12 protein-coding genes are annotated in these 14,045 nt (G+C 70.6%); 1 reads left to right on the forward strand and 11 read right to left on the reverse strand.

Going from position 1 to position 14,045, the window contains the following annotated elements; translation table 11 throughout:
- Genes ACWFRU_RS14045 through ACWFRU_RS14080 form a run of 8 tightly spaced genes read right to left on the reverse strand, consistent with a single transcriptional unit; the run spans position 1 to position 8,070 of the window.
- Positions 1 to 903 carry an amidohydrolase family protein gene (locus ACWFRU_RS14045; protein ID WP_453686619.1) on the reverse strand — a complete coding sequence of 301 codons (903 nt, stop codon included), beginning with the start codon at positions 901 to 903 and terminating at the stop codon, positions 1 to 3.
- Positions 882 to 1,214 carry an L-rhamnose mutarotase gene (locus ACWFRU_RS14050; RefSeq protein WP_453686621.1) on the reverse strand — a complete coding sequence of 111 codons (333 nt, stop codon included), beginning with the start codon at positions 1,212 to 1,214 and terminating at the stop codon, positions 882 to 884. The genes ACWFRU_RS14045 and ACWFRU_RS14050 overlap by 22 nt, the downstream gene beginning before the upstream one ends.
- Positions 1,211 to 2,206, reverse strand: coding sequence for an aldo/keto reductase (locus ACWFRU_RS14055; RefSeq protein ID WP_453686623.1), 996 nt, complete (start codon positions 2,204 to 2,206; stop codon positions 1,211 to 1,213). The genes ACWFRU_RS14050 and ACWFRU_RS14055 overlap by 4 nt, the downstream gene beginning before the upstream one ends.
- A 5-nt stretch (positions 2,207 to 2,211) precedes the next feature.
- Positions 2,212 to 2,976 (reverse strand): SDR family NAD(P)-dependent oxidoreductase, encoded by a 765-nt coding sequence (locus ACWFRU_RS14060; RefSeq protein WP_453686625.1) that lies wholly within the window; start codon positions 2,974 to 2,976, stop codon positions 2,212 to 2,214.
- Positions 2,973 to 4,313, reverse strand: a complete 1,341-nt coding sequence (locus tag ACWFRU_RS14065) for an L-fuconate dehydratase (protein ID WP_453686627.1) — start codon at positions 4,311 to 4,313, stop codon at positions 2,973 to 2,975. The genes ACWFRU_RS14060 and ACWFRU_RS14065 overlap by 4 nt, the downstream gene beginning before the upstream one ends.
- Before the next feature lie 49 nt (positions 4,314 to 4,362).
- Complete coding sequence (locus ACWFRU_RS14070; protein ID WP_453686629.1) at positions 4,363 to 5,406, reverse strand: ABC transporter permease; 1,044 nt, start codon at positions 5,404 to 5,406, stop codon at positions 4,363 to 4,365.
- On the reverse strand, positions 5,399 to 6,964 hold the full coding sequence (locus ACWFRU_RS14075) for a sugar ABC transporter ATP-binding protein (protein WP_453686631.1): 1,566 nt from the start codon (positions 6,962 to 6,964) through the stop codon (positions 5,399 to 5,401). The genes ACWFRU_RS14070 and ACWFRU_RS14075 overlap by 8 nt, the downstream gene beginning before the upstream one ends.
- Positions 6,965 to 6,972: 8 nt before the next feature.
- Entirely contained in the window at positions 6,973 to 8,070 is a 1,098-nt protein-coding gene (locus tag ACWFRU_RS14080) for a sugar ABC transporter substrate-binding protein (RefSeq protein ID WP_453686633.1), read from the reverse strand.
- A gap of 178 nt (positions 8,071 to 8,248) precedes the next feature.
- On the opposite strand from ACWFRU_RS14080, the gene ACWFRU_RS14085 reads away from it, so the two are divergent.
- Complete coding sequence (locus tag ACWFRU_RS14085; protein WP_453686635.1) at positions 8,249 to 8,950, forward strand: FadR/GntR family transcriptional regulator; 702 nt, start codon at positions 8,249 to 8,251, stop codon at positions 8,948 to 8,950.
- A gap of 36 nt (positions 8,951 to 8,986) precedes the next feature.
- On the opposite strand, the gene ACWFRU_RS14090 is transcribed toward ACWFRU_RS14085, so the two are convergent.
- From ACWFRU_RS14090 to ACWFRU_RS14100, 3 genes are all read right to left on the reverse strand, one after another.
- Complete coding sequence (locus ACWFRU_RS14090; protein WP_453686637.1) at positions 8,987 to 9,358, reverse strand: VOC family protein; 372 nt, start codon at positions 9,356 to 9,358, stop codon at positions 8,987 to 8,989.
- A 112-nt stretch (positions 9,359 to 9,470) separates the two neighbouring features.
- Positions 9,471 to 12,509 (reverse strand): alpha-mannosidase, encoded by a 3,039-nt coding sequence (locus tag ACWFRU_RS14095; protein ID WP_453686638.1) that lies wholly within the window; start codon positions 12,507 to 12,509, stop codon positions 9,471 to 9,473.
- A gap of 273 nt (positions 12,510 to 12,782) precedes the next feature.
- On the reverse strand, positions 12,783 to 14,042 hold the full coding sequence (locus tag ACWFRU_RS14100) for a glycoside hydrolase 5 family protein (protein WP_453686640.1): 1,260 nt from the start codon (positions 14,040 to 14,042) through the stop codon (positions 12,783 to 12,785).
- Between the last annotated feature and the right edge of the window lie 3 nt (positions 14,043 to 14,045).

Raw genomic sequence — 14,045 nt, forward strand, 5'->3', positions numbered from 1 at the left:
TCAGAGGCCGTAGACGCGGGTGGCGGTTCCGGCGAAGAGTTCGGAGCGCTCACTGCCGGTGAGCGTGTCGGTCAACTTCCGCGCTGTGTCGACGACTTCCGCGTACGTGGCGGCCAGGGTGCAGACCGGCCAGTCCGAGCCGAACATCAGGCGGGCGGGACCGAAGGCGTCCAGGACGGTGTCCGCGTACGGGCGCAGGTCGTCCACCGTCCAGGTCTTCGGGTCGGCTTCGGTCACCAGGCCGGAGAGTTTGCAGACGGTGTTGGGGAGCGCGGCGAGTGAGCGGACGGCCGTGGCCCAGGGTTCGAGCGCGCCGGAGGCGACGGGCGGCTTCCCCAAGTGGTCCAGGACGAAGGTGAGTTCGGGGTGCTCCCGCGCCGTAACGACGCAGGCCGGGAGTTGGTGGGGCAGGACCACGAGGTCGTAGGCGAGGCCCGCCGCGCCGACCGCGGCAAGACCCCGGCGCACGTCGGGCCGCAGCAGCCACTGCGGGTCGGGCTCGCCCTGGACCTGGTGCCGGATGCCCACGAGGTGGTGCCCGCCCGGGAGTTCACGCAGTTCAGCGAGGGTGTCACCGATGGCCGGGCGGGTGAGGTCGGTCCACCCGACGACACCCGCCACCAGGTCGCTGTCGGCGGCCAGGGCGAGGAACTCGGGGGTTTCCTCGGCGACGGTGACCGTCTGCACGAGCACGGTCGCGGTGACGCCCGCGGCGCGGGCCTCGGGCAGGAGGTCGGTGAGGGAGAAGTTCCGGCGGATCGGGGCGAGCGCGTCGCCGGTGATCCATTCCTGGTCGCGTACGGAGAGGTCCCATACGTGGTGGTGGGCGTCGACGAGGCCGGGCGTCACGGCACGTTCCGCCGTCACGGCAGGCTCCGTCGTCACGGCACGTTCCGTCGCCATGGCAGCTCCCATACGACGGGCAGGCCCGCGTCCGCGCCCTCGGCCGAGTAGTCGTGGACGACGTCGAGCAGCTCGGCCATGCGCGCCTGCCAGGCGATGTTGACCGGCAGCTTGTCCAGCTCGGCGAGCATGCGGGCGTAGTCCTCGCACTCCAGGACGTGGAAGAGGTCGGTACCGCTGCGCCAGATCGTCCAGGAGGTGGCGCCCGCCGCGCGGATGGCGGCGACCAGTTCGGCGGGCACCTCGCGATGTGCGGCGTCGTACTCGGCGACACGGTCGGCGCGGACCTTGGTGTGCAGGGCGATTCTCACGCGGGGGCCTCTCCGGGGACGGGTACGTGGGCGGGCAGCAGTTCCTCGGCGCGGGCTTCCTTCCAGAAGTCGTCGGGCACGTCGGACGCGAACTGCCGCGCCGCGTCCCGGACTTCGTGGGGGGAGCGGGCGCCGACGAGGACGGTGGTCACCGCCGGGTGGGCCAGGGGGAAGGCCAGGGCTGCCGCGCGGAGTGTGGTGCCGTGCCGCTCCGCGATCGTCCGCAGGCGGCGGGCGCGGTCCACGAGAACCTGCGGCGCGGTCGTGTAGTCGTACGTCGCGCCGGGCCTGGGGTCGGCGAGCAGGCCCGAGTTGAACACGCCGCCGATCACGACCGCCTTGCCGTGCTCGTGCGCGGCCGGGAGCAGTTCGGTCAGGGCGCTCTGGTCCAGGAGCGTGTAGCGGCCCGCGCACAGCACGGCGTCGACGTCCGTGTCTCTGATGAAGCGGGTAAGCATCTCCGTCTGGTTCATGCCCGCACCGATCGCGCCCACGACGCCTTCGGAGCGCAGCCGCTCCAGGGCCGGATATCCCTCGCGGAAGGCCTGCTCGGCGTGGTCGTCCGGGTCGTGGAGGTAGACGATGTCGACGCGGTCGGTGCCGAGGCGGGTGAGGCTCGCCTCCAGGGAGCGGCGGATGCCGTCCGCGCTGAAGTCCCAGACCCGGCGGTGTGTGGCCGGGACGGCGAAGCCATGGGCGAGGTCGTCACCGACGGGCCTTTCCACCGCTTCGAGGAGGCGACCCGCCTTGGTCGAGAGCGTGTACGCCTCCCGGGCGTGTGCCCGCAGTGCCTGCCCGAGCCTGCGCTCGGACAGGCCGATGCCGTAGTGCGGGGCGGTGTCGAAGTAGCGGATGCCCGCCTCCCAGGCGGCGTCGATCGCGGCGGCGGCCTCCTCGTCGGTGACCGGCGTGTAGAGGTTGCCGAGGCCGGCGGCGCCGAAGGACAGCTCGGTCACCTCGACGCCGCCGGGTCCGATGGCGCGCCGGGCCATGCCGCTCACTGGCCCACCGGCCGCAGCCGCAGGCCCTGCATGCCGCCGTCGACGGCGAGCGCGGTGCCGGTGGTCGCGCCGGACAGGGGGCTCGCCAAGTAGGCGATGGCGCCCGCGACTTCGTCCGCCGAGACGAGGCGCCCGGTGGGCTGGCGGGCCGCGAGGGCGGCACGCTCGGCCGCCGGGTCGGGCGCGGCGTCCAGGAGGCGGCCGACCCACGGGGTGTCCACGGTGCCGGGATTGACGCAGTTGACGCGCACCCCTTCGCGTACGTGATCGGCGGCCATCGCGAGCGTCAGGGAGAGCACCGCGCCCTTGGACGCCGAGTAGAGGGCGCGCTGCGGCAGACCGGCCGTGGCGGCGATCGAGCAGGTGTTGACGATCACCGCGTGGGTGGAGACGCGCAGGTGCGGCAGGGCGGCGCGGGTGGTGCGTACGATCCCGAGGACGTTCACGTCGAGCACCTTGTGCCACTGGTCGTCGTCGTTGTCCTCGACGGTGCCCTGCGCGCCGATGCCCGCGTTGTTGATCAGTACGTCGAGTCCGCCGAGCTCCTCCGCGGCGGCGGCCACGGCTTCGCGTACCGAGGCGTCGTCGGAGACGTCGGCGCGGTGGCCGGTGAGCGGCTTCTCCACGCTGCCGGGGTCCAGGTCGAGCACGGCGACCCGGGCGCCGCGCACGGCGAGCAGTTGGGCGGTGGCCCGTCCGATCCCGGAGGCTCCCCCGGTGACCAGGGCCTTGAGCCCCTCGAAGTCCTGGGCGTCGGTCATGCGGCTGCTCCTTTGCCCTGAGCGAGGTCGGCGGCCCAGAAGGCGCCGTCCGGATAGATGAATTCGGCGAGCGACTCGGCCCGCATGGTGGCCGAGAACCCCGGCGCGGTGGGCGCCATGTAATGACCCTCGCGCACCACGACCGGGTCGATGAAGTGGTCGTGGAGGTGGTCGACGTACTCGATGACGCGGTTCTCGGTGGTCCCCGCGAGCGCCACGAAGTCGAACATCGAGAGGTGCTGGACGAGTTCGCACAGGCCGACGCCACCGGCGTGCGGGCACACCGGGACGCCGAACTTGGCGGCGAGGAGCAGGATCGCGAGGTTCTCGTTGACTCCGCCGACGCGGGCCGCGTCGATCTGCAGCACGTCGATCGCTCCCGCCTGGAGGAGCTGTTTGAAGATGATGCGGTTCTGCACGTGCTCGCCGGTGGCGACCTTGACCGGGGCGACCGCCTTCCGGATCGCGGCGTGGCCGAGGACGTCGTCGGGGCTGGTGGGCTCCTCCACCCAGTACGGGTCGAATTCCGCGAGGGCGCGCGTCCACTCGACGGCCTCGCCGACGTTCCAGCGCTGGTTGGCGTCGATCGCCATGCGGATGCCGGGCCCGATCGCCTCGCGTGCGGTACGGCAGCGGCGTACGTCGTCCGCCAGGTCCGCCCCGACCTTCAGCTTGATCTGCGTGAAGCCGTCGGCGACGGCCTGCCGGGCGAGGCGGGTCAGCTTCTCGTCGCTGTAGCCGAGCCAGCCGGGCGACGTCGTGTAGCCGGGAAAGCCGCGCTCCCGCAGCAGGGCCGCACGCTCGGCGGCCCCGTGGCGGCCCGACCTGAGCATGTCCAGTGCCTCTTGCGGGGTGAGGGCGTCGGCGATGTAGCGGAAGTCGATCTGGGAGACGAGCCACTGGGGCTCGGCGTCCGCCAGGAACCGCCACAGCGGCTTGCGCGCACGCTTGGCCGCCAGATCCCACAGCGCGTTGACCACGGCGCCGATGGCCATGTGCATCACGCCCTTCTCGGGCCCGAGCCAACGCAGTTGACTGTCTCCGACCAGGTCGCGGTTCAACGTCCCCGGGTCGGCGCAGAGTTCTTCGACGGACCGGCCGAGCACGTGATGACGCAGCGACTCGATCGCGGCGACCTGGACGTCGTTGCCGCGCCCGATGGTGAAGGTGAAGCCGTGCCCCTCCAGACCGTCGTCCGCGTCGGTGCGAAGCACCACGTAGGCGGCGGAGTAGTCGGGGTCCGGGTTCATCGCGTCGGACCCGTCGAGCTCCCGCGAGGTCGGGAACCGTACGTCATAGGTGTCAACCGCGGTGATGCGGGCGGGAGTCGGGGACACAGGAGGCCTTTCCGGAAAGGGGCAAGGAGACGGGGAACCCGGAGCGGGGTCAGTCCTGTGCGCGGCCGGTGGTGACCCGCGCGATCATCAGGGCGACCAGGATGATTCCGCCGTAGATGGCCTGGATCCAGAAGGACGGCACCTGGGCGAGGGTGAGCAGGTTCTGTACGACGCCGAGCAGCAGGACGCCGGTGAGGGCGCCGAACATGGTGCCCTTGCCGCCGTCGAGGCTGATGCCGCCGATGACGGCGGCCGCGAACACGGTGAAGATCATGTTCTGGCCCTGGTTGGCGTTGATCGCGCCGACGTAGCCGGTCTGCATGAGTCCGCCGACGGCGGCGAGGACACCGGCGACGACGAACACGCCGAGCATCACGCGCTCGACGCGGATGCCCGCCGCGCGTGCCGCGTCGGCGTTGCCGCCGATCGCGTACAGGGCGCGCCCCACGCGGTGGTACTTGAGGACGAAGCCGGCCACGCCGAAGGAGATCGCGGCCAGCCACACCGAGAGCGGGATGGTCAGGAACGTCGAGGTGGCGAGGGTGTAGAAGGCGTCGGGCATGCCGAAGAGCGTCTTGCCCTCGGTCGCGCCGACCAGCAGCCCGCGCAGCACGATCAGCATGGCGAGGGTGACGATGAAGGCGTTGAGCTTGAGCTTCACGACGAGGATGCCGTTGAAGGCGCCGATGACCGCGCCGACGCCGAGGATCGCGAGCAGGGCCACCGCGGCGGGCATCTCGGTGCCGAATCCGGCCTGCGCGGCGGGCAGCACGAGCAGCGCGCCGACGGCGGGCGCGATGCCGACGACCGATTCGAGGGAGAGGTCGAACTTGCCGGTGATGAGGACGAGGGACTCGGCGAGCACGACCATCGCGAGGGCGGCGGAGGCGCCGAGGATCGAGATGAGGTTTCGCTCCGTCAGGAAGGAGTCGTTCACCAGGGCGCCGAGCAGTATGAGCAGCAACAGGGCTGGGACCAGCGCGAGTTCACGTGCGCGTCGGAGCAGCACGGACCGGGCCTGGGCGCGGGCGTTGTCGGTCTTGGCGGTCAGGTCGGGTGCGGTCGAGGCCGACGGGGCCTTCGTGTCAGCCACGGTCATTCACTCCTTCTCGTGCTCCTTCGGTTTCTTCCACGCCCTCGATCGACGCGATCAGGTCGTGGTCGGTGAAGCCCGCCGCATGCTCCGCGACGACCCGGCCGTGGAAGAGGACCAGGACGCGGTCGCAGCGTCGCAGGTCGTCCAGTTCGTCGGAGACGACGAGGACGGCGGTGCCGTCCTCGCGGGCGTTGTCCATCCGGGCGAGCAGGGACTCCTTGGACTTCACGTCCACGCCCGCGGTGGGGTTGATCAGGACGAGGAGGCGCGGGTCGGAGGCGAGGGCGCGCGCCATGACGACCTTCTGCGCATTGCCGCCGGAGAGGTCCGACACGGGCTGGTCGGGTCCCTCGGCGTGGATGTCGAGGCGGTCGATGAGCTCCTCGGCGAAGCCGCGCTTGCGCTCGGTGCCCACGAAGCCGTACTTGCCGAGCCGGTCGAGCACGGTCATCGTGGCGTTGTCGCCGATCGTCATCCCGAAGACCAGGCCCTGGTCGTGCCGGTCGCGCGGCACGCAGCCGACTCCGGCCCGCAGCGAGGCGGTGACGTCACCGAACGGCAGCTTCCTGCCGTCGAGTTGAGCGCTTCCCGCGGTCGGCGTGTGCAGGCCCGCGATGGTCTCCGCGAGGTTGATCTTGCCGCTGCCGCTGGACCCGGCGAGGCCCACGACCTCGCCCTTGCGGACGGTCAGGTCGACGCCCGTGTACGAGTCGCCGGCGAGACCCCTGACGTCGAGCATCACCGGGGCGTCGGCGGGGACCTCGGTCCGGGCCACGGACTCCTCGGCGGCCTCCTTCTCCCGCAGGGCCTCGCCCGCCATGGCCTCGACCAGGGCGGCGCGGGGCAGGTCGGCCACGGGGGCGGTGGTGATCCAGCGGGCGTCGCGCAGGACCGTGACGGTCTGGCATACCTCGTAGACCTCCTGGAGATGGTGCGAGATGAAGAGGAAAGTCACCCCCGACTCCTGGAGCGCGCGCATGCGCGTGAAGAGCCGCTCGATCTCCCGGTTGTCGAGCTGCGCGGTGGGCTCGTCCAGGACGATGAACCGCGCCCCGAAGCTCAGCGCCCGCGCGATCTCGACCATCTGCCGGTCCTCGACCTTGAGTTCGGCGGTGCGTGCGTCCGGGTCGACGCGCACGTCCCAGGTGTCGAGCACCTCCGCGGCCTGGGCGCGCAGCTTGCGCCAGCTGATGAAGCCGCCGCGGCCCGCGGGCTGCCGGTTGATGAAGAGGTTCTCGGCGACGGTCAGATCGGGCACGACCGTCGGCTTCTGGTAGACGCAGGCCACCTTGCGGCGCCAGGCGTCGCGGTCGGTGAGCGGCGGCGCGGGCTCCCCGTCGAAGAGGACGGTGCCCGCGTCCGGGGCCTGGAGTCCGGTGAGGATGGTGACGAGGGTGGACTTGCCCGCGCCGTTGCGGCCGACGAGGGCGTGGGACTCACCGGGCAGGACGGTCAGCTGTCCGTCCTGCAGGGCGACGGTGGGTCCGTACCGCTTGGTGATGCCGGCCGCTTCGACGAGCGGGGTCGTCGTCAGGCCGGTGGGGGGCTCGGTCATCGGCGTACTCATTTGACCGTGTTGCCCCACAGCTCGGAGTCGTCCACGTTCTCCTTGGTGACCAGCGGCGCGGGAAGCTGGTCCTCCAGGATGCCGCTGGGCAGCTTCACGATGGTGGAGTCGTGGTCCGTCTTGCCGGGCTTGAACTTCTTCCCGTTCATCGCGGCCTTGATGTAGTACATGCCGTACTTGGCGTACGCGTCGGCCGGCTGCGAGACCGTGGCGTCGATCTGGCCCTTGCGGATGGCGTCGAACTCCTGCGGGATGCCGTCGTTCGAGATGACGGTGATGTGGCCCTTCTCGCCCGTCTCCTTCAGCATCTTCTTGGACTTCAGGGTCTGCAGGGTGGGCGCGAGATAGACGCCGCCCGCCTGCATGTAGATGCCCTTGATGTCGGGGTTGGAGTTGAGCAGCGTGTCCAGCTTGGAGGCGGCGGTGTCGGACTCCCACTTGGCGGGGATCTCCAGCACCTTCAGCGTGGGGTACTTCTCCTTCACACAGGTGCGGAACGCCTCGGAGCGTTCGCGGCCGTTGACGGAGGCGAGGTCTCCCATGATCTGGACGACCTTGCCGGTCTTGACCTTCTCGCCGAGGTAGTCGCAGGCCTTCTCGCCGTACGCGACGTTGTTGGCCCGCACCACCATCGCGACCTTGCCCTTCTCGGGGGCCACGTCGACGGCGACCACGGGGACGCCCTTGCGCTCGGCCTGGTCGAGTCCCGCGGAGATGGCCGCGCTGTCGAGCGGCGCGACGACGAGCCCCTTGACCCCTTGGTTGAGCTGGTTGTTGATGTCGGTGATCTGCTGCGAGGGGTCACTGTTGGAGTTGACGGTCTTCAACGCGTCGACGTCCTCGGACTTCGCCATCTTGGGCACGTAGTCGTTGTACGACTGCCAGAACGGCGAGGTCAGCAGGGGCAGGATCACCCCGACCTTGCCCTCCCCGCCGCCTCCGCCGCCCGCGGGCGCCGCGCTGTCCTTCGTGCTGCCGCATGCCGTGAGCACGAGGGACGCGCAGGCCGCAGCGGCAGCGATGCGCGCCACACGCGAGGTCCCCGCCTTGCTGGTCCTGTTGCCTGCCCTGTCGCGCACTGTTCTGCCGGCCATCTGACGGCTCCTCATCGAGCGTGGATCGGGAGTACTGGCGACTGATGGGCGAATATTTATCAGACCACTTGGCGCTCACAACACCCCTCGACGCCAAGTTTTCCCGCTTTCGGGCCGTAGTGGTCCGACCACATCTCTGGCTAGACTGCGGCGCACTCGGCTAGTGGAGGAGCGTTACGTGGACCAGACCGCCCCGCAGAAGGGCACCGTGACGCAGCGGGCCATCGAGCAGATCAAGGCGATGATCGGGGAGGGCCGGCTCGAACCGGGCCAACGTCTGCCCACGGAACGGGACTTGGCCACGCAGCTGGGCATCTCACGGAGCTCCATGCGGGAGGCGATCCGCGCGCTCACGGTGATGGGCGTCCTGGAGGCCCGGCACGGCTCGGGCATCTACGTCACTCAGCTGGAGGCAGGCGACCTCCTTGAGACCTTCGGCGTCGTGGCCGACCTGTCACGAGGCCCGCGCCTCGTGGAGCTCCTGGAGGTACGCCGGGTCCTCGAATCCACGGCGACGGCGCTGGCGGCGGCACGGATCTCCGCCGACCAACTGGCGGACGTGGAGAAACACTTGGAGGCCATGAACGCCACGGAGGACCCGGAGGAGATCCTCTCCCACGACCTGGCGTTCCACCGCACGATCGCCCTGGCGGCGGGCAACGACACGATGGCGGCCATCCTGGAGGGCCTGTCGTCCCGCACGTTCCGCGCGAGGGTCTGGCGCGGCTACCAGGAAGAGGGCGCCTTCGAACGCACCCGCCGGGAACACGCCCGCATCCACCGGGCGTTGGTGGCCCGGGACCCCGAGGCGGCGAGGGCCGCGGCGGCGGCGCACGTGGGAGAGGTGGAGGAGTGGATGCGGGCACAGGTGGACGGCTGACGCGCCGCGACCCCACGGAGATTCGCCAGAGCCGCCCTAGCCGATGAGGGACTTCTTCGGGCGGACCACGCAGAACTCGTTTCCCTCCGGATCGGCAAGGACCGTCCAGGATTCCTCGCCGGTCTGTCCGACCTCCGCCCTCCGCGCCCCGAGCGCGAGCAGGCGGGCAATCTCGGCGTCCCGGTCCTCCGCCTCGGACGTCAGGTCGAGGTGCAGACGGTTCTTGACGACCTTGCGGTCCGTCACCGGCATGAAGCAGATGCCCACCGGAGCGGTCTCGTCGGGGCCGATGACCACCTCCCGCTCCCGCTCGGACAGTATCCGCCAGCGGAGCGCCTGCGCCCAGAAGCGGGCCAGGGCGGGCAGGTCGTGGGCGTCGATGACGATGTGGTGCAGCGCGACAGGCATGGGGGCCAGTGTGCGCCGGTAAGAGGAGCGCGCGAAGACGCCGGGCGGGCGGGACTGTTCGTCTGCCCCCGGCGTCTCCCCGGCGTCTCCCTCGCTCAGCGTCAGCCGCGCGTCAGCCGCGCGTCAGCCGTAGCGTCATCAGTTCGAACGGGCGCAGCGTCAGTGCGATGGCGTCATCCGACCGCTCGGGGGTCGTGGCGTCTGTGAGCGGGCGCTCCAAGAGGTCCGTCACTTCTACCGAGCCCACCGCGAAGCCCGCTGTCAGCGTTGCCTTCGCCCGGCCGCCCCGCGACTCGTGGAAGCGGACGACCACGTCACCGCTGCCGTCGTCGGCGAGCTTGACCGCGGTGACGACCACGGCGTCGTTGTCGAGGGTCACCAGCGGGGCCACCTCGGCGCCGCCCGGGACCTGCCGCTCGGGCAGGTTGATCCGGTAGCCCTCACGCACCGCGTCGCCGATCCCGGCCCCCGGGACCAGCGCGTGCCGGAAACGGTGGACGCCCTGGTCCGTCTCGGGGTCGGGGAAGCGCGGGGCGCGCAGGAGCGAGGCGCGGACCGTCGTGGTCGTGCCGGAGTCCGAGGCGCGCACTGTGCGGGTCACGTCGTGGCCGTACGTCGAGTCGGTGACCAGAGCCACGCCCCAGCCCGGCTCCTCCACGTGCACGAAGCGGTGGTTGCACGCCTCGAACTTGGCGGCCTCCCAGCTCGTGTTGGTGTGCGTGGCCCGGTAGAAGTGGCCGAACTGCGTCTCCGACGCGTACCGCTCCGCGTGGATGTCCAGCGGGAACGCCAGCTTCAGGAACTTCTCCGTCTCGTGCCAGTCGACCTCCGTGTCGATGTCCAGGCGCATGGAGCCGGGCGACAGGGTCAGCGTCTGCGTGAGCCGCGAGGCGCCGAAGCTGCGTACGACTCGGACCGAGGCGCCGCTCTCGACGGGCTCGACGGGCTCGACCGTGTCCGCATCCGTCAGGTCCGTGACCGTGTTCCGGTAGAACTCGTCGACGTCCCACGCGTCCCACATGTTCGGGAAGTCGGCGTGGATCTGCGGCAGGTTCGCCGCCTGGCCGGGCGCGACGGTCTCCCGGTCGGCCACGATGTCGTACGCCGAGACGATCAGACCGCGCGCGTCGATCTCGACCCGCAGCAGACCGTTGTCCAGCACATAGCCGCCGTCGGCACGCGAGGCGATCGCCGACCGGCCGTCGACCGCGGCGGGCCGCGCGCCGCCCGCCGGGACGCCGTCGCGGGTGTGCGGGGTGGAGTTGAAGACGAGGGTGGTGTCCGTGCCGCCGCCCTCCCCGGCGAGCGCCCGCTGGGCCGCGTCGATGATGCCGTTCAGCTCCTCGGCGACCTTCGCGTATGTCGCGCGCGCCTCCCGGTGCACCCAGGCGATGGACGAGCCGGGCAGGATGTCGTGGAACTGGTGGAGCAGCACCGTCTTCCAGATGCGGTCCAAATCCTCGTAGGGGTAGGCGAAGTCAGGTACGCGGACCGCCGCCGTCGCCGCCCACAGCTCCGCCTCCCTCAGCAGGTGCTCGCTGCGGCGGTTGCCCTGCTTGGTGCCTGCCTGGCTGGTGAGCGTGGCGCGGTGGAGTTCCAGGTACAGCTCGCCCACCCAGACGGGAGCGTTCGGATACTCCGCCTCGGCCTTCTCGAAGAACGCGGCGGGGGTCTCCCACTCGACGGTCGCCGAGCCCTCCAGGTCCCGCAGACGCCCCGCCTTCGCGATCATCTCGCGGGTGGTGCCGCCGCCTCCGTCACCCCAGCCCGTCGGGGCGAGGGAATGCCGGGCGACGCCCTTGTCCTTGAAGTTCTTCGCCGCGTGGGCGATCTCGCTGCCCTTCATGGAGCAGTTGTAGGTGTCGACGGGCGGGAAGTGCGTGAAGATGCGGGTGCCGTCGATGCCTTCCCAGTTGAAGGTGTGGTGCGGGAAGCGGTTGGTCTGCGACCAGGAGATCTTCTGGGTCAGCAGCCACTTGGAACCCGCCGCCTTGATGATCTGCGGAAGACCGGCGGCGAAGCCGAAGGTGTCGGGCAGCCACGCCTCGTCGTTCTCGACGCCGAACTCGTCGAGGAAGAACCGCTTGCCGTGCACGAACTGCCGGGCCATCGCCTCCGACCCCGGCATGTTCGTGTCCGACTCGACCCACATGCCGCCCGCGGGCACGAACCGCCCGTCGGCGACCGCCTTCTTGACCTTCGCCCACACCTCGGGCCGGTGCTCCTTGACCCACGCCCACTGCTGCGCCTGCGACATGGCGAAGACGAAGTCCGGCTCGTCCTCGATGAGCGCGGTCATGTTCGACGTCGTACGCGCGACCTTGCGCACCGTCTCACGCAGCGGCCACAGCCACGCGGAGTCGATGTGCGCGTGACCGACGGCGCTGATGCGGTGCGCCGAGGGCTCGGCGGGGGTGGTGAGGACGCCTTCGAGCTCGGCGCGGGCGGCGGGCGCCGAACCGTTCACGTCCTGGAGGTCCACGGCGTCCAGGGCGCGGCCGATGGCCCGCACGATCGCGTACCGCCGCCCGGAGTCCTCGGGCAGCTCCTGCATCAGCTCGCCGAGCACTTCGAGATCGATGACGAGCTGCCACACGGTCTCGTCGAAGACGGCGAGGTCCATGCGGGCGAGCTTGTACTGGGGCTCGCTGCCGGCCGTCTCCTTGTCGCCGAGCTGGGTGGGCAAGAAGGGGTGGTAGTCGAGGATGACGGGGTTGGAGGCGGCCTCGATGTGCAGGTGGACGTCTTCGCCGCCGGTCGCCGGGGCGGCGATCCGCACCCACTGGTTGCGGGGGTTGAGGCCCTTCACCGGGGTGCCGTCGGGGCGGTAGACCAGGCCCTCGCACTGGAAGCCGGGCATGTTCTCGTCGAAGCCGAGGTCGAGGATGGCCTCGACGGTCTTCCCCGCCCATTCCTCGGGGACGGTGCCGGTCACCTGGAACCAACTGGTGGCCCAGGGGGCGCCCCATCGTGCGCCTACCTCGGTCGGCGACGTCTCTGCGGCGAGGCCTTCGGCTACTGGGACCGGCTCGCCCGGAGCGGTCCACACCGCTACGTCCAGCGGTACGGACTCGGGGTAGACGGCGGGCCGAATGCGCTCGTCGAGGACGCGCTTCAGGCGGGCTTCTATGAGGGTGCGGTCGTCATGCATGTGGGTTCTCCGGTTGCTCGTTCACTGCGGGTTCTGGGGGTGAGCGGATTTCGTTGCCCCCACCCCCGCCCCTTCCCGAAAACCCGCTCTGGCGCGGGGGCCTTGGGTGCCGTCAATCACCGGCTCCGCCGAGTTCGTCCTCAAACGCCGGACGGGCTGGAAGCCCTCGATCGCCGGAGGGGCTGAATCTTTCAGCCTCTCCGGCGTTTGAGGAGGCCCTCGCGCAGCGAGTTTCGGGAAGGGGCGGGGTGGGGGAAGGAACGGAACTTTGGCCTAGCCGACCTCCCCCGGCCGCACGACCTCCGTAATGCCCCGCGCAGCCAAGTGCGCCGAGTCCCCCACCCGGCTCGCAAGCACCGTCGTAGGCCGGACCCCGTCCGCGACAAGGCCCATGAAGGCGTCGAACACCGCGCCCCCGGGCGCACACGCGGACCGCTCCGAAGGCGAGTCCTCGACCACCACAGCGGTGCCCCGCACGGCAGGCACATACCCCCGCCCCCGCCACTCCTTCGCAAGCCGCGCCAGTGCCTCGCCCCCCGGCTTGGCCCGGCCCGCATTCGTCAACAGCCCCAGGCTGTACTCAAGTTCAGGGAAGTCGGACAGCCCCCGCGAGACATCATGCGAGCACCACCACGTCACCCCCCACACATCCGCACAGTCGAGCGCCGCCTCCACCGTCGCCTCGGTGAAGGCAGCCGCGTGTTCCGCGGGGATGAGAGGGGCCGGTGCGCCCACCTCCTGGAGCCACACCGGACGGTGCGGATCGTCCGCCCACGCCTTGGACAGTTCGATCATGTACGCCGCGTGCTGCGCGGTGGCGACACCGCCCCGCCCGTGCCGCTGGGCCGTGCCGTTGAACACCCAGGAGTGCACGGCGGTCGCGCCGCCGAGGCGCGCGGCCTGGGCCGGGGTGAAGGGCTGGTCGTCCTGGTACCAGGCGGCGTCGTACTCGGCGTGCAGATGCAGCTTGCCGGGCGCACCCTCCTCGCACGCGGCGAGCACCCGCCGCAGCCACTCCCCCGCCTGGTCCTGGGTGATGCGGTCGGGGTCGGGATGCGGGCCCGCCGAGAACTGGTTGACCTCGTTGCCGATGGTCATGCCGATGAAGTTCGGGCGGTCGGCCAGGGCGGCGGCGAGCGTACGCAGGTATGTGACCTCGCCCTCCACGACATCCGGGTCGGTGAAGATGTTCCGCCGGTGCCACGTCTGCGTCCATGCGGGCAGGAAGTCGAAGCTGGACAGGTGCCCCTGTAGTCCGTCGACGTTGACATCGAGCCCGCGCTCGGCCGCGGCGTCCGCGAGGGCGACGAGCTGTTCCACGGCGCGCGGCCGGATCAGGGTGCGGTTGGGCTGGAAGTACGGCCAGATCGGGAAGACCCGGATGTGGTCGAGGCCGAGCGCGGCGATCGCGTCGAGATCGGCGCGCACGGCGTCGATGTCGAAGTCGAGCCAGTGGTGGAACCACCCCTGGCTGGGGGTGTAGTTCGCGCCGAAGCGCGGCGCGGCGGAGGGCACACGGGTCGTACGAGACATGCG

Source organism: Streptomyces sp. NPDC055099 (assembly GCF_053607685.1).